Annotated in this window: 18 protein-coding genes and 1 pseudogene; 14 read left to right on the top strand and 5 right to left on the bottom strand. The window is 73.8% G+C overall.

Annotation, left to right across the window (positions count from 1 at the left end):
• Positions 1-53 precede the first annotated feature (53 nt).
• Complete coding sequence (locus ACZ6EM_RS22635; RefSeq protein ID WP_401056681.1) at positions 54-1,019, bottom strand: NAD-dependent epimerase/dehydratase family protein; 966 nt, start codon at positions 1,017-1,019, stop codon at positions 54-56.
• A 202-nt stretch (positions 1,020-1,221) separates the two neighbouring features.
• On the opposite strand from ACZ6EM_RS22635, the gene ACZ6EM_RS22630 reads away from it, so the two are divergent.
• A complete protein-coding gene (locus ACZ6EM_RS22630) occupies positions 1,222-2,229 on the top strand; it encodes a cytochrome c oxidase assembly protein (protein ID WP_401052255.1) in 1,008 nt (335 codons plus the stop codon).
• 171 nt (positions 2,230-2,400) lie between these two features.
• Complete coding sequence (locus ACZ6EM_RS22625; protein ID WP_380540686.1) at positions 2,401-2,988, top strand: YdcF family protein; 588 nt, start codon at positions 2,401-2,403, stop codon at positions 2,986-2,988.
• Between the two features lie 155 nt (positions 2,989-3,143).
• Here the strand turns inward: ACZ6EM_RS22625 and ACZ6EM_RS22620 are convergent, their stop codons facing one another.
• Positions 3,144-5,366: an NADP-dependent isocitrate dehydrogenase gene (locus tag ACZ6EM_RS22620; protein ID WP_359898448.1), complete on the bottom strand. Its 2,223-nt coding sequence runs from the start codon at positions 5,364-5,366 to the stop codon at positions 3,144-3,146.
• A gap of 437 nt (positions 5,367-5,803) precedes the next feature.
• On the opposite strand from ACZ6EM_RS22620, the gene ACZ6EM_RS22615 reads away from it, so the two are divergent.
• Both ACZ6EM_RS22615 and ACZ6EM_RS22610 read left to right on the top strand, forming a co-directional pair.
• A complete protein-coding gene (locus tag ACZ6EM_RS22615) occupies positions 5,804-6,133 on the top strand; it encodes an SAV_915 family protein (RefSeq protein WP_465773095.1) in 330 nt (109 codons plus the stop codon).
• Positions 6,130-6,456, top strand: coding sequence for a hypothetical protein (locus ACZ6EM_RS22610; protein ID WP_359898446.1), 327 nt, complete (start codon positions 6,130-6,132; stop codon positions 6,454-6,456). Before ACZ6EM_RS22615 ends, ACZ6EM_RS22610 begins: the two co-directional genes overlap by 4 nt.
• A gap of 82 nt (positions 6,457-6,538) precedes the next feature.
• Here the strand turns inward: ACZ6EM_RS22610 and ACZ6EM_RS22605 are convergent, their stop codons facing one another.
• Positions 6,539-6,799, bottom strand: a complete 261-nt coding sequence (locus ACZ6EM_RS22605; protein WP_387688066.1) for a hypothetical protein — start codon at positions 6,797-6,799, stop codon at positions 6,539-6,541.
• Between the two features lie 71 nt (positions 6,800-6,870).
• Positions 6,871-7,752 (bottom strand): DMT family transporter, encoded by an 882-nt coding sequence (locus tag ACZ6EM_RS22600; protein ID WP_465773094.1) that lies wholly within the window; start codon positions 7,750-7,752, stop codon positions 6,871-6,873.
• Positions 7,753-8,029: 277 nt separating this feature from the next.
• On the opposite strand from ACZ6EM_RS22600, the gene ACZ6EM_RS22595 reads away from it, so the two are divergent.
• Positions 8,030-8,950 carry a serine/threonine dehydratase gene (locus ACZ6EM_RS22595; protein WP_465773093.1) on the top strand — a complete coding sequence of 307 codons (921 nt, stop codon included), beginning with the start codon at positions 8,030-8,032 and terminating at the stop codon, positions 8,948-8,950.
• 268 nt (positions 8,951-9,218) lie between these two features.
• Positions 9,219-10,880 carry an APC family permease gene (locus ACZ6EM_RS22590; protein ID WP_401046632.1) on the top strand — a complete coding sequence of 554 codons (1,662 nt, stop codon included), beginning with the start codon at positions 9,219-9,221 and terminating at the stop codon, positions 10,878-10,880.
• Between the two features lie 60 nt (positions 10,881-10,940).
• Here the strand turns inward: ACZ6EM_RS22590 and ACZ6EM_RS22585 are convergent, their stop codons facing one another.
• Positions 10,941-12,566 carry an FAD-dependent oxidoreductase gene (locus tag ACZ6EM_RS22585; protein ID WP_465773092.1) on the bottom strand — a complete coding sequence of 542 codons (1,626 nt, stop codon included), beginning with the start codon at positions 12,564-12,566 and terminating at the stop codon, positions 10,941-10,943.
• 303 nt (positions 12,567-12,869) lie between these two features.
• On the opposite strand from ACZ6EM_RS22585, the gene ACZ6EM_RS22580 reads away from it, so the two are divergent.
• The 8 genes and pseudogenes from ACZ6EM_RS22580 to ACZ6EM_RS22545 all read left to right on the top strand — a co-directional run.
• On the top strand, positions 12,870-14,045 hold the full coding sequence (locus tag ACZ6EM_RS22580; protein ID WP_401046637.1) for a SchA/CurD-like domain-containing protein: 1,176 nt from the start codon (positions 12,870-12,872) through the stop codon (positions 14,043-14,045).
• Between the two features lie 27 nt (positions 14,046-14,072).
• The gene (locus ACZ6EM_RS22575; protein WP_401046639.1) at positions 14,073-14,498 is read left to right on the top strand and encodes a cupin domain-containing protein; all 426 of its coding nucleotides are present in this window, start codon (positions 14,073-14,075) and stop codon (positions 14,496-14,498) included.
• Positions 14,495-15,751 (top strand): beta-ketoacyl-[acyl-carrier-protein] synthase family protein, encoded by a 1,257-nt coding sequence (locus tag ACZ6EM_RS22570; RefSeq protein ID WP_401046641.1) that lies wholly within the window; start codon positions 14,495-14,497, stop codon positions 15,749-15,751. Before ACZ6EM_RS22575 ends, ACZ6EM_RS22570 begins: the two co-directional genes overlap by 4 nt.
• A gap of 5 nt (positions 15,752-15,756) precedes the next feature.
• Complete coding sequence (locus tag ACZ6EM_RS22565) at positions 15,757-16,995, top strand: beta-ketoacyl synthase N-terminal-like domain-containing protein (RefSeq protein WP_465773091.1); 1,239 nt, start codon at positions 15,757-15,759, stop codon at positions 16,993-16,995.
• 28 nt (positions 16,996-17,023) lie between these two features.
• Positions 17,024-17,284, top strand: a complete 261-nt coding sequence (locus ACZ6EM_RS22560; protein ID WP_401046645.1) for an acyl carrier protein — start codon at positions 17,024-17,026, stop codon at positions 17,282-17,284.
• 1 nt (position 17,285) lies between these two features.
• Positions 17,286-17,741, top strand: a complete 456-nt coding sequence (locus ACZ6EM_RS22555; RefSeq protein ID WP_401046647.1) for an SRPBCC family protein — start codon at positions 17,286-17,288, stop codon at positions 17,739-17,741.
• Positions 17,738-18,067, top strand: a complete 330-nt coding sequence (locus ACZ6EM_RS22550; RefSeq protein ID WP_401046649.1) for a TcmI family type II polyketide cyclase — start codon at positions 17,738-17,740, stop codon at positions 18,065-18,067. Before ACZ6EM_RS22555 ends, ACZ6EM_RS22550 begins: the two co-directional genes overlap by 4 nt.
• 344 nt (positions 18,068-18,411) lie before the next feature.
• Positions 18,412-18,752: pseudogene (locus ACZ6EM_RS22545) on the top strand (hypothetical protein); the annotation flags it as partial.

Genomic DNA, 18,752 nt, shown 5'->3' with positions numbered 1-18,752 from the left:
ACGCTACGCCCTCGTCGGCCCGACCCCCCCCGGGGGGTCGGGCCGACGGCCGGTCAGGACCCGCTCAGGCCGAGCGCCTCGCGGTACCAGGCGGCGGCCTCCGGGAGGCGGGCCAGCGGGCCGGGGCCGGGCGGGCAGGCGGCGAGCCGCCAGATCCGTTCGCTGCGGTACCAGTGGTCGCGGGCGATCAGGCCGAACTGCCGCTCGGAGACCCGGCCGGGGGCGGCGGCCAGCAGTCGGCGGCACTCCTCCCACGGGACGGCCGGGCCGTCCGGGGCGGGCAGCAGGCCGAGGGCGGCCAGGGCGGCGAGCAGGTCGCCGCCACGGACCGGCCCGGGGTGCGAGGCGTGGTGGACGCCCGGCGGGGCGGCGTGCTCGTCCAGGGCGAGCGCGGTGATCAGCCGGGCCAGGTCGGTGCGGTCCACCAGGGAGAGCCGGGCGCTGCCGCCCTCCCAGCGGACCGGCACCCGGCGGACCAGCTCGGCCAGCGCGGGCACCACCCAGCGGTCGCCGGTGCCGGTCACCAGCCCGGGGCGCAGCACGTACCCGCCGGCCGCCAGCGCGTGGCCCTCGCCGAGCAGCCGGGTGCGGCTGGCCTCGGACACCGGGGCGGGCGGCACCTCGTCCACCTCGACGTCCGCGTGCGGGCCCTCGCCGTAGACCGCCGCCGTGGAGAGGTGGACGATCCGCCGCACCCCGGCGCGGGTGGCGGCCGCCATCAGGGCGGCGGTGCCCCGGTCGTTCACCGCCTCGCACTCCTCGGCGCCGCCGTCGACCCGGGAGGCGAGGTGCACCAGGGCCCCGGCGCCCGTGCAGAGCTCCGTGAGCGCGGCCGGGTCGGCGAGGTCGCCCGGTACCCAGGCGGTGCCGGCAGCGGCGTCCTGGGGCGGTGTGCGGGCCAGTGCCCGCACCGGGACGCCGCGCGCCGCGAGGGCCGCCAGCACGCCGGAGCCGATGAAGCCGGTCGCCCCGGTCAGTGCGACCGCGGGGCGCGCCGCGGATCCGTGTTCCGTCGCCATCTCCGAGCCTCCCTGCCGACCGGCCGGTCAGTCTAGCCAGCGGGCGCCCCCGTGGGGAGGCACCCGTACGGAGGGGGTGGGGGGATGGCCCGAGGTAAGGCCCACCTAGGCTGTAGACCAAGCAAAACGGGCGAACCGGACCCCCACCGGGGACCACGAGGACGGAAAGCGGGACCCGCCGATGGGCGACGGAATGTCAGGCATGCACCACCACGGCGGGATGACCCGACTAGGCCCGTTCACCTTGTCCAACGTCTGGACCTGGTCGCCGGACTGGGTGTTCCTGCTCGGCGGCCTGGTCCTCCTGGGGCTGTACGCGGCGGGCGTGGTGCGGCTGTACCGGCGCGGCGACCGCTGGCCGATCGGCCGGATGGTGGGCTGGGTGGCGGGTGTCGCCAGCCTGCTGCTGGTCACCTGCACCGGGCTGAACGACTACGGCATGGTGCTGTTCAGCGCGCACATGATCCAGCACATGGTGCTCTCCATGCTGACGCCGATCCTGCTGCTGCTCGGCGCCCCGATCACGCTGGCGCTGCGGGCGCTGCGCCCGACCGGCAAGGGCCGTCCGCGCGGGCCGCGCGAGCTGCTGGTGGCGCTGCTGCACAGCCGGTACGTCCGGATCGTCTCGCACCCGGCGTTCACCATCCCGATGTTCATCGCGAGCCTGTACGGGGTCTACTTCACCCCGTTGTTCGACTTCCTGATGCAGTACCGCCTCGGGCACATCTTCATGATGGTGCACTTCCTGCTCACCGGTCTGGCGTTCTTCTGGCCGATCATGGGCGTGGACCCGGGCCCGCACCGCCCCGGCCACGTGATGCGGATCATCGAGCTGTTCATGGGGATGCCGTTCCACGCCTTCTTCGGCGTGGCGGTGATGATGGCCGCCCACCCGCTGGTCACCACCTTCACCGTGGAGGGCGCGCCACCGGGGACGAACCTGCTGGAGGACCAGAAGCTGGCCGGCGGCATCACCTGGGCGTTCGGCGAGATCCCGACCGCGATCGTGCTGATCGCGCTGGTCTACCAGTGGATGGGCTCCGAGCAGCGGCAGGCCCGCCGCCGCGACCGCTCCGAGGAGCGCACCGGCGACGCCGAGCTGGAGGCGTACAACGCCTACCTGGCCTCCTTGCACAAGCGTGACCGGCGCCCGGGCACGGCCCCGGCCGCCCCGGTCACCGGCGCCGCCCCGGCGGCCGACGTCGGCTGAGCCCGCCGCGGAACCCCTGTTCCCGGGAACCCCCGTTCCACCTCCGGAACGGGGGTTCCGCCGTTTCCGGCCGCCCGCGGAGCAGCGGCCCACGGGAGGCCGGAACGGCCGCGGGACAGGGGTTCCGCCGGGCCCCGGAACGGTCGTTCCGTCGCGGGCGTTCGAACGGATATGCACGTCCTGCTGTTCGTCGCCGTCCTGCTCTGCGGGTCCGTCCTGCTCTGGCCGCTCGGCTTCCTCGGCGTGGCGCTGTACCAGCGCCGTCGGCCCGCGCCGGCCGGCTCCGACTACCTGGTGGTCCTGGGCGCCGCGCTGGACGGCTGCGAGCCCGGTCCCCCGCTGGCGGCCCGGCTGGACGCCGCGCTGGAACGTTTCGCCGCCGAGGAGGCCGCCGGGTACGCCCCGCTGGTCCTGGTGACCGGCGGGAAGGGCCCGCACGAGGAGTGCACCGAGGCCGCCGCGATGGCCCGCTACCTGACCGCCCGGGGCGTCCCGGCGGAACGGATCCGACGCGAGGAGCGGGCCGTGAACACCGCCGAGAACCTGCGGTTCAGCGCCGCGCTGATGGCCGCCGAGCGCCCCGGCTACCGCTGCACGGTGGTCACCAACGGCTTCCACACCGTCCGCTCCGCGCTGGCCGCCCGCCGGGCGGGCGCCACCGCCGCCGTGCTCGGCGCGGACGGCCCGCTGGCCCACGGCCCGTACCTCCTGCTGCGCGAGGCCGTCGGCACCGCCCTCGCCCTGCTCGGCCGGGCCTGAACCGCAGTCCGGGCGTGAACGCCGAACCGACGGTCTGACGGTCCGGCGATCCGGCGATCCGGCGATCCGGCGATCCGGCGATCCGGGCGTGAACGCCGAGAGGCCCCGGGTCCGATGCGGACCCGGGGCCTCTCGTCAGCTCAGCTCGGCCGGGTTCAGCCGAGGTTGGCGAGCGCCTCGTTGAAGGTCTTGGACGGGCGCATCACGGCCGCGGCCTTGGCCGCGTCCGGCTGGTAGTAGCCGCCGAGGTCGACCGGCGAGCCCTGGACGGCGATCAGCTCGTCCACGATGGCCGACTCCTGCTCGGTCAGCGTCGCGGCCAGGCCGGCGAAGGCCTCGGCCAGCTCGGCGTCGGCGGTCTGCCCGGCCAGCTCCTGGGCCCAGTACATGGCCAGGTAGAAGTGGCTGCCGCGGTTGTCGATGCCACCGAGGCGGCGGCTCGGCGACTTGTCCTCGTTGAGGAAGGTGCCAGTGGCGCGGTCCAGGGTGTCGGCCAGCACCTGGGCGCGGGCGTTGTCGGTGGTGGTGGCCAGGTGCTCGAAGCTGGCGGCCAGCGCGAAGAACTCGCCCAGGCTGTCCCAGCGCAGGTAGTTCTCCTTGACCAGCTGCTGGACGTGCTTCGGGGCGGAGCCGCCGGCGCCGGTCTCGAAGAGGCCGCCGCCCGCCATCAGCGGGACGACCGACAGCATCTTGGCGCTGGTGCCCAGCTCCAGGATCGGGAACAGGTCGGTCAGGTAGTCGCGCAGCACGTTGCCGGTCACCGAGATGGTGTCCTCGCCGCGGCGGATGCGCTCCAGCGAGAACGTGGTGGCCTCGACCGGGGACTTGATCTCGATCTGCAGGCCGGTGGTGTCGTGCTCCGGCAGGTACTGCTTGACCTTCTCGATCAGCACCGCGTCGTGGGCGCGGTTCTCGTCCAGCCAGAACACCGCCGGGACGCCGGTGGCGCGGGCGCGGGTGACGGCCAGCTTGACCCAGTCCTGGATCGGCAGGTCCTTGGTCTGGCAGGCGCGGAAGATGTCGCCCGGCTGGACGGCCTGCTCCAGCACCACGTTGCCCTCGGCGTCGACGAGGCGGACGGTGCCCGCGGCGGCGATCTCGAAGGTCTTGTCGTGCGAGCCGTACTCCTCGGCCTTCTGGGCCATCAGGCCGACGTTCGGCACCGAGCCGATGGTCGCCGGGTCCAGGGCGCCGTGGGCGCGGCAGTCGTCGAGGACGGCCTGGTACACGCCGGAGTAGCTGCTGTCCGGCAGCACGGCGAGGGTGTCGGCCTCCTTGCCGTCCGGGCCCCACATGTGGCCGGAGGTGCGGATCATGGCCGGCATCGAGGCGTCGACGATGACGTCGCTCGGCACGTGCAGGTTGGTGATGCCCTTGTCGGAGTCGACCATGGCCAGGGCCGGGCCCTCGGCCAGCTCGGCCTCGAAGGAGGCCTTGATCTCGGCGCCCAGGTGCGGCACGTTGTCGAGGCCGGCCAGGATGCCGCCGAGGCCGTTGTTCGGGTTCAGACCGGCGGCGACCAGCACCTCGCCGTACTTGGCGAAGGTCTTCGGGAAGAAGGCGCGGACCACGTGGCCGAAGATGATCGGGTCGGAGACCTTCATCATGGTGGCCTTGAGGTGCACCGAGAACAGCACGCCCTCGGCCTTGGCGCGGGCGACCTGCGCGGCCAGGAACTCGTTCAGGGCGGCGGCCCGCATCACCGAGGCGTCGACGACCTCGCCGGCCAGCACCGGCACCTTCTCGCGCAGCACGGTGGTGGCGCCGTCCTCGCCGAGCAGCTCGATGCGCAGCGCACCGTCGGCGGCGATCACGGCGGACTTCTCGGTGGACCGGAAGTCGTTCTCACCCATGGTGGCGACGTTGGTCTTCGAGTCGGCCGTCCAGGCACCCATGCGGTGCGGGTGGGTCTTGGCGTAGTTCTTGACCGACTGCGGGGCGCGGCGGTCCGAGTTGCCCTCGCGCAGGACCGGGTTGACGGCGCTGCCCTTGACCTTGTCGTAGCGGGCGCGGACGTCCTTGTCCTCGTCGGTCTGCGGGTCGTCCGGGTAGTCCGGCAGGGCGTAGCCCTGGGCCTGCAGCTCGGCGACGGCGGCCTTGAGCTGCGGCACCGAGGCCGAGATGTTCGGCAGCTTGATGATGTTGGCGCTCGGGGTCTTGGCCAGCTCACCCAGCTCGGCCAGCGCGTCGCCGATCCGCTGCGCCTCGGTCAGACGCTCCGGGAAGCTCGCGATGATCCGCCCGGCCAGGGAGATGTCGCGGGTCTCCACGCGCACACCCGCGGTCGAGGCGTAGGCCTGGACAACCGGCAGGAACGAGTAGGTCGCCAGGGCCGGAGCCTCGTCGGTGTGCGTATAGATGATGGTCGAGTCAGTCATCGGTACTCCGCTTCACGTCTCCAACGTCTTGACGTCAAGATATCTCGTCACGGGCCTCCGGCTCCACCTCCCCCTGTTTCCGGTCGCGTTCCGGTCCCGCGCGGGTCCGGTCGGCGGGCGCCGCGGCGCTCGCGGCGGGACGCTCCGGCGGCCGTGAGCGGGGGCTCGACGGGCGGTCGTGAGCGGGGACTCGACGCAGGGCGCGCGAAGGACGCGCCGGGGGCCGAACTCCACGGTGGTCCGGGTCGGCACGCACGGCAAGCGGAGCGCTCGACAAGTGGTTTGGTCCACTCGGGTGAGTCGGACGTCAGGAGTGCGTCAACGCACGACCCCATTCGGTCAACGGCGCGTCAGGACCGGCGATCCCCGGGCCGGGCCGCCCTAGCGTCGAGGCAGTAGTTCCGGCAGGCACCACCACCCCACTCGGGAGCATCCGCATGGCCCGCGTCGTCTGGCACGTTCCGGTCACCGCCTCCGGCACCGGAAGCACCACCGCACTCCGCCTGTTCCGCCTGCGCGACGGCCGCCGCTGCGCGGTCGGATTCTCCAGCCCCGAGGCCCTCGTCGCCCTCCTCGGGCCCGACCAGGCCCACGCCGAACTCGGCGAGCCCGCCCTCCGTGACCTCACCGCCCCGCTCGGGATCGACACCCTGGTGCTGGACCCGCGGCTGGTCGCCCCCTCCGTCACCGCCCCGCCCGCCTCGCCGCTCACCCCGACCCCGACCCCGACCGCCCCGGCCCCGGCCGCCCGGCTCCAGCGCCGGTGACCGCCCCGCTCCGACTCGTCCCGGACGGTCCGGATCCGGCGGTACGGGCCCAGCCGGCCCGCTCCCTGCACGCGATCGTCCGGATCAGCCACGGCCCCGTCCCGCTCGACTTCGACCGCCTCGCGGCGGAGTTCCCGGCCGTCCAGAGCGGCCTGGCCCTGGTCGGCGAGGCCGACCTCGAACTGCGCCTCGCCTGTACCGGCCCCGAGGAGTTACGGACGATCGCCGCCGCCCTGCACCGCGCGGGCGCCGCCAAGGTGCACATCGACCTCGTCCTGCGCGCCCTCACCCCGGCCCCGGTCACCCTGCGCCCGGTGCCGTAGCGGTGCCGTGAGCGGCGCCGGTCCGGGCCGCCGACCCGGCGCGCCGCTCCCCCGCCCGGGGGAACGGGGCGCCGGAGTGCGCTCACTCCTCCCCGGGCCGCGGATCCGGGTTGATCGCCTGGCCGTCGATGGGCTGGCCCCAGCCGTCCTCGCCGGCCGCGTCGACGCAGTAGCCGCTGCCCTCGACGTGCCCGCCCGCGCTCCGGCACTGGTCCGCGGTGACGTCCCGGCGCCCGGTCGCCGCCGCCGGACCGGCGGCGGCGACCACGGCCCCGGCGGCGGTGGTGAGCAGGAGGACGGAGGCGGTCGCGGCGGCCACCCGGGCCGGGAGTGAGCTGTTCATGCGGACCACGACAGCACGCCGCCGGGCCCCCGGCGACCACAGGGCGCCCGCCCGGGTGGCCGCCCGCCCGGCTACTCCCGCGCCAGCACGGCGATGGCCGCGAGCAGCAGCGCGGAGCCCGCCAGCAGGCCCGCCGTCAGCGGCTCGCCGAGGAACAGCACGCCGATCACCGCCGCGGTCGCGGGCTCCAGCAGGACCAGCACCGCGGCCGTGGTGCTGGGCACGGTGGTCAGGCCGGTGAAGTACCAGCGGTAGGCGAACAGGGTGGGCACCGTGCCGAGGAAGAGCAGCGCGGGCACGGTCACCACCGGGTCGCCACCGGTCGGCAGGAGGCCGTGGAGGCCCTGGACGGCCGCGAGCGGGAGCAGGCAGAGCAGGCCGGTGGTGAAGGCGCCGGTGCCGGCCCGGGCCGAGCCGCCGCTGCGGGCCCAGAGGGTGAGGCCGCTCTGGCCGGCGCCCGCGAGGACGGCCAGCGCGACGCCGAGGGCCGGGCGCGGGCCCGCCGCCGGGGCGGCCACCAGGAGGGCGAGGCCGGCCAGGGCCAACGCCACCGCGGCCGCCGCTCGACGGGTCAGCCGCTCGCCGAGCAGCAGGTGGGCGCCGAGGCTGGTGAACACCGGCCCGGCGCCGATGGTGATCAGCGTGCCCAGCCCGAGGCCCGCCCAGTGCACCGAGCCGAAGTAGGCGCACTGGCTGACCGCGAGGCCGAGCCCGGTCAGCGCCGCGGAGTGCCACCGGGCGGCGCCCCGGTCGGCGCGGGGCCCGCGGCTCGGCAGCAGGGCCAGGCAGAGCGCGGCGACGCCGAAGCGCCAGCAGGAGACGCCCACCGGGCCGAGCCCGCCGGTGCGCATCAGCAGCGCGGACACGGCGCCGCCCACGCCCCAGGCGACGGCGGCGGCGGAAATGGACAGGAGGCCGTGCCGGAAGGGCACGGCGGTGTACGAGGGGGTCATGCGTCGGTGCTCCACGATGAGGTGCCGGTTCGGGTCCGCCGGGTACGCGGGCGGCAGTCATCGCCCCGGCCGCGGGCAGGTCCCGTCGGGCCGGAGTGGGTGGAGTGGGCCGCCCGCTAGCGGGCCGGCGGGGGGAGGATCACAAGACGCACGGGGCCACCCTACGCCGCCCGGCCGCGGTGTTCGCGATCTTTTCCTCGCCCACGAACGGGACGTACGGTCGACCGGGCCGGGGGCTCCCGGTGGAACGCCCCACTCGACGAAGGAGCAGTACACGATGGACCAGCTGACGTACGACGAGGTCGAGGCCGCCGGGAAGCGGATCGCCGGGCGGGTGCGCCCGGTGGCGGTGGCGCCGGGGGACGACGGCGGGCGGACCTGGCTGGCCCTGGAGTTCCTCCAGCACACCGGCAGCTTCAAGGCCCGCGGCGCGCAGAACTTCCTGCTCGCGCACGCCGAGGCGGGCACCCTTCCGGACAGCGGGGTGACCATCGCCTCGGGCGGCAACGCCGGGCTGGCCTGCGCCTGGGCGGCCCGTGAACTCGGCGTCCGGGCAACGGTGTTCCTGCCCGAGACGGCCTCCCCGGTGAAGCTGGCGCGGCTGCGCTCGTACGGCGCCGAGGTGCGGTTGGCGGGCCGGGAGTACGCGGAGGCGCTGACCGCCTGCGAGGAGTTCGCGGCCGGCAGCGGGGCGCTGTCCTCGCACGCGTACGACCACCCGCTGATCGCCGCCGGCGCCGGGACGGTGCTGGCGGAGATGCGCGCCGGGGTGCCGGGGCTGGACACCGTGGTGCTGTCGGTCGGTGGCGGCGGGCTGTTCGCCGGGGTGGCGGTGGCGGCCCGTGAGCACGGCGTCCGGGTGCTCGCCGTGGAGCCGTCGGGCAGCCGCGCGCTGAGCGCCGCGCTGGAGGCGGGCCACCCGGTGGACGTCCCGGTGGACTCCGTCGCCCAGGACGCGCTCGGGGCCCGCCGCGCCACCGTCCTCGCCGTGGACGCGGCCGCGCACGCGGGCGTCCGCTCGGTGCTGGTCGACGACGAGGCCATCGTGCGCGCCCGTCGGCAGCTCTGGGAGGACCGCCGGATCGCCGTCGAGTACGCGGCCGCCACGGCGCTCGCCGCCGCCGGCCTGGCCGAGGGCGAGCGGGTCGCCGTCCTGCTCTGCGGCGCCAACACCGACCCGTCCGATCTGGTGGATTAGCACCGCACCGCTATACGGAGACCACTATTCCCATCATCGAAAGGACCGTCTATCATGCCGCCCCACTCGGCGCCGATCGAATTCCGAGTGGGTCGATCGAATACGTAAGAGATCGGGGACAACGACGCCCCCTACCTGCAGGGACGTCCAGAAAAGAATGTAAACATTCAGTAATGAAATCTGTGCAGGGGGCCCTGAAAAGTCCTAGTGTGTGGCAACTCTCATCGCTCCGCCCACCCCGGAGCCCCCACCCACAGAGAGATCGTTCATGGCTTCCCTCAACCAGATCTCGCCGCCCGACCAGGGCACCGACTCCTCCTCCGGGACTCCCCACCGCTCACTGCGCCGCCACGTCGGGCTCATCGGCCTCATGTGGGCCTCGGTCGGCTCGATCATCGGCTCCGGCTGGCTGTTCGGCGCGAAGGAGGGCGTGATGGCGGCCGGTCCGGCCGCCGTCCTGTCCTGGGGCATCGGCACGGTCGCGATCGTGCTGCTCGCGCTCGTGCACGCCGAGCTCGGCAGCATGTTCCCGGTCTCGGGCGGCACCGCGCGGTACCCGCACTACGCCTTCGGCGGCCTGGCCGGCATGTCCTTCGGCTGGTTCTCCTGGCTGCAGGCGGCCACCGTCGCGCCGATCGAGGTCGAGGCGATGATCGGCTACGCCCGGCACTGGTCCTGGGCGGGCGGCCTGCTCAACGACAACAACACCCTCACGGCCAGCGGCTTCGCCGTCTCCACCGTGCTCATGGCGGTGTTCGTCGCGGTGAACTTCCTCGGGGTGCGCGTCCTGGCCCGCACCAACAACATCGCCACCTGGCTGAAGATCTTCGTCCCGCTGCTCACCATCTTCGTGCTGGCCGCGACCAACTTCCACGGCTCCAACTTCACCTCGCACGGCTTCGCGCCGTTCGGCGCCCAGGGCGTGCTGGCGGCGATCAGCACCAGCGGCATCATCTTCGCCCTGCTCGGCTTCGAGCAGGCCATCCAGCTCGCAGGTGAGAGCCGCAACCCCAAGCGCGACATCCCCCGCGCCGTGCTCGGCTCGGTCGCCATCGGCAGCCTGATCTACACCCTGCTCCAGGTCGTCTTCATCGGCGCGCTGCCCGTCAGCGCCTTCGCCAACGGCTGGGACAAGCTCGACTTCCCCGGCATCGACGGCCCCTTCGCGGGCCTCGCCACCGTGGTCGGCCTCGGCTGGCTGGCGTGGGTGCTCTACATGGACGCCGTGATCTCCCCCGGCGGCAGCGGCCTGATCTACACCACCTCGACCTCGCGCATCTCCTACGGCCTGAGCCGCAACGGCTACGCCCCGCAGAGGTTCGAGGAGCTCGACAGGAACGGCGTGCCGTGGTTCGGCCTGGTCATCGCCTTCGTCACCGGAGTGATCTGCTTCCTGCCGTTCCCGAGCTGGCAGGAGCTGGTCGGCTTCATCACCTCCGCCAGCGTGCTGATGTACGCCGGCGCCCCGCTGGCCTTCGGTGCGATGCGCCGCCGCCTGCCCGCGCACGAGCGCCCCTACCGGCTGCCGGCGGGCGAGCTGATCTCCCCGGCCGCGTTCGTGGTTTCCAGCCTGATCATCTACTGGTCCGGCTGGCACACCCTCTCGCGCCTGGGCATCGCGATCGTGCTCGGCTACGTCCTGCTCGGCAGCTACGCCGCGTACGCGATCAAGAAGGGTCTGCCGAACGCGCCCCGGCTGAGCTGGAAGTCCGCCCAGTGGCTGCCGCCCTACCTGGTGGGCCTCGGCCTGATCTCCTGGCAGGGCAGCTTCGGGGACGGCACCGGCAACATCCCGATGTGGGCCGACATGGCCCTGGTGTCGGTGTTCTCGCTGGTCATCTACTACTGGGCGATCCGGGTGGCGCTGCCGACCGACGCGATCGAGCAGGAGATCGCCGACGTCGAGGTGGTCGACGAGGGCGGCCACTGACCGCCGACGACCGACAGGAAGGGCCCGCCGGCCGTGCGACCGGCGGGCCCTTCCACGTCCTCAGAGGCTCAGCACCGTCCGCAGCGCCGTGACGAGCTCGGCCTCCGCGTCCTGCGCCGGGCCGGGCGAGCGCCAGGCGACGAAGCCGTCCGGGCGGACCAGCACCGCCCCCTGCGGGCCGATGCCGTGCAGCGCGGCGAAGTCCGCGCCCGGCTCCGGCGCCAGATCGTCCTCGGCGCCGTCGCCGATCCGGAAGCCGTCCAGCGGGACGGCCAGCCGGTCGGCCGCCCGCCTGCCGCCCGCCTGCCAGGCCCCGCCCTCGGGGCCGGTGAGCAGCACCATCGCCTGCTCGTACAGGTCCAGCGTGGAGAGCTTCACGCCCGCGCGCCGCAGCCACTGGTGCGGGGCCCGGCTGCCCGGTTCGCCCGCCGAATCGAACTGCTCGGGGACCACCGGCCCGGTCCGGTCCGCGCCGATCACCGCGCCCACCGGGTAGCGGTAGCCGAGCGCCACCGCCAGCACCCCGGCCTGCCGGCCCACGCCCGGCGCCACCGCGTAACCCGGGTGGCTGTGCTCGGCGGACCGGGCCGAGGCCCGCTCGCCGGTCACCCGGGCCACCGGGAGGCGCTCCTGCCCGTACGTCTCCAGCAGCCGCGGCCCGGCCCAGCCGCACAGCACGGCGGCGACCTTCCAGGCCAGGTTGTGGGCGTCCTGGATGCCGGTGTTGGAACCGAACGCCCCGGTCGGGGACATCTCGTGGGCGGAGTCCCCGGCGAGGAAGACCCGCCCGGCGCCGTACCGCTCGGCCACCCGCTCGGCGGCGTGCCAGGGAGCCCGGCCGGTGACCTCGACGTCCAGCTCCGGCAGGCCGACGGCGGTGCGGATGTGCCGCTCGCAGCGCTCGTCGGTGAAGGCCTCCAGCGGCTCGCCGTCCTCCGGGTGCCAGGGCGCGTGGAAGACCCACTCCTCCTGGTTGTCCACCGGCAGCAGCGCGCCGTCCGCCTCCGGGTTGGTCAGGTAGCAGGCGATGAAGTGCCGGTCGCCGACCACCTCGGCCAGCCGCTTGGCCCGGAAGGTGATGCTGACGTTGTGGAACAGCTCGCCCTTGCCGGACCGGCCGATGCCCAGGCTCTCCCGGACCGGGCTGCGCGGGCCGTCCGCGGCGATCAGGAAGTCCGAGCGCACCACCCGCTCCTCGCCGCTCTCCCGGCTGCGCAGCACCGAGGTGACGCCGTCCGCGTCCTGCTCGAAGGAGATCAGCTCGGTGCCGAACCGCAGGGCGCCGCCCAGCTCGCGGGCCGCCCGCCGCAGCACCGGCTCCAGGTCGTTCTGGCTGCACAGGCACCAGGAGCTGGGGCTGAACCGGGCCAGCCGGCCGCCCGGGTCGATCTCCCGGAACAGCCACTCCTGCTCGGCCCCGGTCAGCGAGGGCGCCTGGAGGATGCCGTGGTTGGGGGCCAGGATCGAGGCCGCCTCGCGGATCGCCGGCTCGATCCCGGCCACCCGGAACAGCTCCATGGTCCGCACGTTGTTGCCGCGCCCCCGCGGGTGGTGCGAGGTGTCGGCGTGCTTCTCGACCAGCAGATGCCGGACCCCGAGCCTGCCGAGGAAGAGTGAGGCCGACAGCCCGACCAGCGAGCCGCCCACGATCAGGACCGGCACCCGGTCGTCAACCTTCGGATTCATCGATTGCTCCGCCCTGTCAGGGGATTCCGCGGCCCGGCCACTGGGCTCGGCGCCGCCCTCGGCGGGCCCGCTCAGCCGGGGCCCCGCTCTTCCATCCCCCGCCGGAGGCGGCCCGTGCCGCCCCTTCGCCCGGATGGCCCGCAAATCTCGCGCCGCGCCCGGTGCGCCGCCCACGATCGACCTCAGGCCTGGCGCCGACTCGCCCGGCCGAACCGCCGTCGCACCGCCCTCCCAGGCCGGGGAGCACCCGCCAGGCACGGCCGACACGGCCCGCAGCGTGCGGCCCAGAGCAGAAAGTGGATCATGACAACTCTGTCCGAACCCCAGCCGAAGCAGCAGGACGAGGCCGACACCCGGCTGCGAGTGGTGCTGATGCTGGAGATCCAGGACGGCGCCCAGCAGCGCTTCCTCGACGTGTACGAGCAGCTGCGCCACCAGGTGGCCTCGGTCCCCGGCCACGTCAGCGACCAGCTGTGCCAGTCGATCAACGACCCGCGCCAGTGGCTGATCACCAGCGAGTGGAAGGACCAGGAGACCTTCCTGGAGTGGGTGGACAGCCCGGCCCACCGGGAGATGGTCAAGCCGATGCACGGCTGCGTCAGCGACAACTTCCGCTCGCTGCGCTACACCGTGCTGCGCGAGACCTCCGCCGCCGGCTCCACCGGCACCCGGGCACCCATGGAGGTGCCGCCCGGACTGCCGCGCACCACCCCGGCCGGGCACGTCGGCCCGCCCAAGGCCCCTCCGGGCCCGGACGGCGTGGTCCGCCACGCGCTGACCTTCACCGTCAAGCCCGGCAGCGAGCCCGAGGTGGCCCGCATCCTCTCCGGCTACGCCTCCCCCCGGGCCGAGGTCGACGAGCACACCCGGCTGCGCCGCACCTCGCTGTTCATGCTCGGCAACCGGGTGGTCCGCGCCGTCGAGGTGATCGGCAACCTCGGCGACGCGCTGCGCCACGTGGCGATGCAGCCCGAGGTGCGGGCCGTCGAGGAGGCGCTGAACCCGCACCTGGAGGAGGCCCGGCAGCTGGGCGACCCGCAGGCCGCCCGGGCGTTCTTCGCCAGGGCCGCGCTGCCCGCCCGGCACCAGGCGATCGCCAGCTCCCCCGCCTCCGCCCGGCTGCACCGGCACGCCGTGCTCTACCCGGTCCGTCCGGGCCGCGGACAGGACGTGGCCGAGCTGCTGGCCGAGCACGACAACCTGGCCACCGCCGACCCGACCGGGCCGGTCGCGGCCGCCACCGTCTTCCACCGCGAGGACGTGGTGGTGCGCCTGGTCGACCTGCGGGTGCCGGCCGAGGCCGACCCGGCCGCCGCCCTCGGGGTGGCCGACGACCGGCAGGCCGCCGTGCTCGCCGGGCTTCTGGACCTCGGACCGCAGGGCGACCTGCGCACCGCCACCGGGCTCGGCGCCTTCCTCGCCGCCCGCGCCATGAACCCGGTCACCGACCGCAGTTCCGCCGACCCGATCAACAACTGACGCTCCGTCACTTCACGGGAGAACTCCATGACCACCCAGTCCCCACGGATCGTCAGCGTCCACGACGCACCGGAGAACCGCCGCCACGGCGCCGAGCTGCGCACCATGCTCACCCCGACCAGCTGCGGCGCGACCAGCGGCTTCATGGGCCTGGCGATCGTCAAGCCCGGCGAGCGGATCCGCGAGCACTACCACCCGTACTCCGAGGAGTTCGTGTTCGTCGTCTGCGGCGACCTGGAGGTGGACCTGGACGGCGAGGCCCACCCGCTCAAGCCGGACCACGGCCTGATGATCCCGATCAACATGCGCCACCGCTTCCGCAACGTCGGCGACACCGAGGCCCGGATGGTCTTCCACCTCGGCCCGCTCGCCCCCCGTCCCGACCTCGGCCACGTGAGCACCGAGGGGACCGCGGCGTCCGGACCGCCGGAACACGCCAAGGTGGTCTCGTGACCCGGCGCGTCGCCGTCACCGGGATCGGTGTGGTCGCTCCCGGCGGGGTCGGCGTCCCGGCGTTCTGGGACCTGCTGACGGCCGGCCGCACCGCGACCCGGGGCATCACGCTCTTCGACCCCACCGGGTTCCGCTCCCGGATCGCCGCCGAGGTCGACTTCGACCCGGCGGCCCACGGACTGAGCCCCGAGGACGTCCAACGGGCCGACCGCTACGTGCAGTTCGCGATGGTCGCGGCCGACGAGGCGCTAGCCGACGCCGGCCTGGACCTGGCCGCCGAGGATCCGTGGCGGATCGCCGTCTCGCTCGGCACCGCCGTCGGCGGCACCACCCGCCTGGAGCACGACTACGCCCTGGTGAGCGCGGCCGGAGCCCGCTGGGACGTGGACCCCCGGCAGGCCGAGCCACAGCTGCACCGGGCCTTCGCGCCCAGCACCCTGGCCTCCGCGGTGGCCGAGCGGACCGGCGCGCACGGCCCGGTGCAGACCGTCTCCACCGGCTGCACCTCCGGCCTGGACGCGATCGGCTACGGCTTCCAGGCGGTCGAGGAGGGACGCGCCGACATCTGCGTCGCCGGCGCCTCCGACTCCCCGATCTCGCCGATCACGGTCGCGTGCTTCGACGCCATCAAGGCCACCAGCGAGCGCAACGACGACCCGGAGCACGCCTCCCGCCCCTTCGACGCCGGCCGGGACGGCTTCGTGCTCGGCGAGGGCGGCGCCGTCCTGGTGCTGGAGGAGCTGGAGCACGCCCGCCGCCGCGGCGCCCGGATCTACGGCGAGATCGGCGGCTTCGCCACCTTCGGCAACGCCTACCACATGACCGGCCTCACCAAGGAGGGGCTGGAGATGTCCCGGGCGATCGACCACGCGCTCGTCCACGCCCGGGTGGACCGCACCGAGGTGGACTACGTCAACGCGCACGGCTCGGGCACCAAGCAGAACGACCGGCACGAGACGGCCGCGGTCAAGCGCTCGCTGGGCGCGCACGCCTTCAGGACGCCGATGAGCTCGATCAAGTCGATGGTCGGGCACTCGCTCGGCGCGATCGGCGCCATCGAGGTCGTCGCCTGCACCCTGGCGCTCGCCCACGGCGTCGTGCCGCCGACCGCCAACTACGAGACTCCGGACCCGGAGTGCGACCTCGACTACGTGCCGCGCACCGCGCGCGAGCTGCCGCTGAGCCACATCCTCTCGGTCGGCAGCGGATTCGGCGGATTCCAGTCCGCCGTCGTGCTCAACAGAACGGGGTGAGTTCCATGACGTCACGTCAGCAGGGCCGCCGGGCGGTGGTCACCGGCCTCGGCGTGGTGGCACCGAACGGGGTCGGGGCCGACGCCTTCTGGAAGGCCACCAGGCAGGGCGTGAGCGTCCTCGACCGGATATCCCGCGAGGGCTGCACCGGGCTTCCGCTCCGGATCGCGGGCCAGGTGAACGGGTTCGATCCGCAGTCGGCGATCGACAACCGCTTCCTGGTGCAGACCGACCGTTTCACGCACTACGCGATGGCCGCCGCCGACCTAGCGGTGGCGGACGCCGGGTTCCGGCCCGACCCGGAACAGCCCTTCGCGATCGGCGTGGTGACCGCGGCCGGCTCCGGCGGCGGCGAGTTCGGCCAGCGCGAACTCCAGCAACTCTGGGGCCAGGGGCCGAAGTTCGTCGGCCCCTACCAGTCCATCGCCTGGTTCTACGCGGCCAGCACCGGCCAGATCTCGATCCGCGGCGGCTACAAGGGCCCCTGCGGAGTGGTCGCCAGCGACGAGGCCGGCGGGCTGGACGCCCTCGCGCACGCCGTCCGCACGATCCAGCGCGGCACCGACGCGGTGGTGGCCGGCGCCGCCGAGGCCCCGCTGGCGCCGTACTCGATGGTCTGCCAGCTCGGCTACCCCGAACTCAGCCTGGCCGAGCGGACCGAGCTGGCGTACCTGCCGTTCACCGCGCAGGCCTGCGGCTTCGCCCCCGCCGAGGGCGGCGCGATGCTGCTGCTGGAGGACGAACAGGCGGCCCGCCTGCGCGGCGCCCGGGTCCGGGCAGTGCTGGCCGGGCACGGCGCCACCTTCACCGGCGCCTCCCGCTGGGCGGAGTCCCGGGAGGGGCTGGCGGCCGCCATCCGGATCGCGCTGGACGAGGCCCGGATCGCGCCCGAGGAGATCGACGTGGTCTTCGCGGACGCCCTGGGCGTGCCGGCCGCCGACCGGGCGGAGGCCCTGGCGCTGGCCGACGCGCTCGGGCCGGCCGCCGAGCGGGTCCCGGTCACCGCGCCCAAGACCGGTACGGGGCGGGCCTACTGCGGCGCCCCGGTGCTCGACGTGACCGCCGCCGTGCTGGCCATGGAGGACGGCGTGCTGCCGCCCACCCCCAACGTCACCGAGGTCTGCCACGACCTCGCCCTGGTGACCGGCCGCGCCCGCCCGGCCGAACTGAACACCGCTCTGGTGCTCAGCCGCGGGCTGATGGGCTCCAACTCCGCGCTGGTGGTCCGGCGCGTGCGGCCCTGAACCACCCACACCTTCGAAGGGAACACCCGTGAGCAACACCCTCAGTTATCCGGAACTCGCCGAGCTGCTCCAGGCCCGGGCGGGCGTCGCCGTCGACCCGGGCGACCTGGCGCGGCCGGGCGCGGAGTTCGACACCTTCGGCGTCGACTCGCTCGGCCTGCTCGGCGTGGTCGGCGAGCTGGAGAACCGGCACGGCCTCAAGGTCACCTCGGGCGCCGAGTCGGCCAAGACCCCGGCCGAGTTCCTGGAACTGGTCAACTCCTCCCTCGCCACGAAGGCTGGTGCCTGAGATGCCCGGACACACCGACAACGAGATCGTCATCGCCGCTCCGCTCGACCTGGTCTGGGAGATGACCAACGACCTGGAGAACTGGCCGCAGCTGTTCAGCGAGTACGCCTCGGTGGAGGTCCTGGACCGGCAGAACAACCTCGTCCGGTTCCGGCTCACCATGCACCCCGACGAGAACGGCCAGGTGTGGAGCTGGGTCTCCGAGCGGGAGACCGACCGGGACACGCTCTCGGTGCGCGCCCGCCGGGTCGAACCCGGCCCGTTCGAGTTCATGGAGATCCGCTGGGAGTACGCCGAGGTGCCGTCGGGCACCAGGATGCGCTGGATCCAGGACTTCGCGATGAAGCCCACCGCCCCGGTCGACGACGAGGGCATGACCGGCCACATCGACCGCAACTCGAAGATCCAGATGCAGCTGATCCGGGAGAAGGTCGAGAAGCGGGCGGCGGAGCTGTGACCGGCGTCCACCGGGCGCTGATCGTCGCCCGGATGAAGCCCGAGGCCGCGCCGGACATCGCCGAGGTGTTCGCCGAGTCCGACCGGGGCGAGCTGCCGCACCTGATCGGCGTCACCGGCCGCAGCCTCTTCCAGTTCGGCGACGTCTACCTGCACCTCATCGAGGCCGACCGCCCGCCGGGCCCGGCCGTCGCCAAGGTCGTCGGGCACCCGGACTTCCGGACCGTCAGCGACCGCCTGACCGCCTACGTGCAGGCCTACGACCCGGCCACCTGGCGGGAGCCGAAGGACGCGATGGCGCGGGAGTTCTACCGCTGGGACCGCTGACCCGGCGCCGCCCCGATGGGCCCGCCCCCGGCCGTGTGCCGGGGGCGGGCCCACGCATGCCCGGCGGGACCGCCCCGCCGCGGACCCGGCCGTCTCGGACCCCGCTCCGCTCGGAGCCCCCGCCCCGGGTTCGCCCGACTCGGATTCACCCGGATCACCCGGCCGTACGAGTGAACACACCCGCGGACTCCACCCGAAAAGCTCACTCTCCGTACCTACAATGTCACGCTCCGATGGCAATCGGCCCCACCGTGGATGACTGTGGATCAGGCGCACCCCTGCGACTCCCCTTGCCCGGCACCGTGCCGGCAGTCGCGGTCGTGCGCACCGGAAGGATCATCCTCATGCGTTCTGCACGCACACTGCTCGCCGGGGCGGCCGTCGCCGCCGTACTCACTGTCGGTACCCCCATGGCCTTCGCCGACGGCGCCGCCAACCAGGCCAAGAACCTGACCTGGCAGGAGAAGCAGGACAACCCCGAGAAGATCTCCGAGGACCACAGGGGCTCCGGCGAAGGCCGGGGCAACGACGAGCACAAGGGCAACGACGAAGGCAGGGGCAACGGCGAGCACAAGGGCAACGACGAAGGCAGGGGCTCCGGCGAAGGCCGGGGCAACGACGAGCACAAGGGCAACGACGAAGGCAGGGGCAACGGCGAGCACAAGGGCAACGACGAAGGCAGGGG

Source organism: Kitasatospora sp. NPDC041917, from assembly GCF_055589745.1.
This window is presented reverse-complemented; position numbering and strand designations above follow the sequence as displayed.

What these genes read in the sequence shown, in the direction of transcription:
- ACZ6EM_RS22635 (WP_401056681.1), bottom strand. Translation starts at nt 1,019, where the DNA reads ATGGCGACGGAACACGGATCCGCGGCGCGCCCCGCGGTCGCACTGACC.
- ACZ6EM_RS22630 (WP_401052255.1), top strand. Translation starts at nt 1,222, where the DNA reads ATGCACCACCACGGCGGGATGACCCGACTAGGCCCGTTCACCTTGTCC.
- ACZ6EM_RS22625 (WP_380540686.1), top strand. Translation starts at nt 2,401, where the DNA reads ATGCACGTCCTGCTGTTCGTCGCCGTCCTGCTCTGCGGGTCCGTCCTG.
- ACZ6EM_RS22620 (WP_359898448.1), bottom strand. Translation starts at nt 5,366, where the DNA reads ATGACTGACTCGACCATCATCTATACGCACACCGACGAGGCTCCGGCC.
- ACZ6EM_RS22615 (WP_465773095.1), top strand. Translation starts at nt 5,804, where the DNA reads ATGGCCCGCGTCGTCTGGCACGTTCCGGTCACCGCCTCCGGCACCGGA.
- ACZ6EM_RS22605 (WP_387688066.1), bottom strand. Translation starts at nt 6,799, where the DNA reads ATGAACAGCTCACTCCCGGCCCGGGTGGCCGCCGCGACCGCCTCCGTC.
- ACZ6EM_RS22600 (WP_465773094.1), bottom strand. Translation starts at nt 7,752, where the DNA reads ATGACCCCCTCGTACACCGCCGTGCCCTTCCGGCACGGCCTCCTGTCC.
- ACZ6EM_RS22595 (WP_465773093.1), top strand. Translation starts at nt 8,030, where the DNA reads ATGGACCAGCTGACGTACGACGAGGTCGAGGCCGCCGGGAAGCGGATC.
- ACZ6EM_RS22590 (WP_401046632.1), top strand. Translation starts at nt 9,219, where the DNA reads ATGGCTTCCCTCAACCAGATCTCGCCGCCCGACCAGGGCACCGACTCC.
- ACZ6EM_RS22585 (WP_465773092.1), bottom strand. Translation starts at nt 12,566, where the DNA reads ATGAATCCGAAGGTTGACGACCGGGTGCCGGTCCTGATCGTGGGCGGC.
- ACZ6EM_RS22580 (WP_401046637.1), top strand. Translation starts at nt 12,870, where the DNA reads ATGACAACTCTGTCCGAACCCCAGCCGAAGCAGCAGGACGAGGCCGAC.
- ACZ6EM_RS22575 (WP_401046639.1), top strand. Translation starts at nt 14,073, where the DNA reads ATGACCACCCAGTCCCCACGGATCGTCAGCGTCCACGACGCACCGGAG.
- ACZ6EM_RS22565 (WP_465773091.1), top strand. Translation starts at nt 15,757, where the DNA reads ATGACGTCACGTCAGCAGGGCCGCCGGGCGGTGGTCACCGGCCTCGGC.
- ACZ6EM_RS22555 (WP_401046647.1), top strand. Translation starts at nt 17,286, where the DNA reads ATGCCCGGACACACCGACAACGAGATCGTCATCGCCGCTCCGCTCGAC.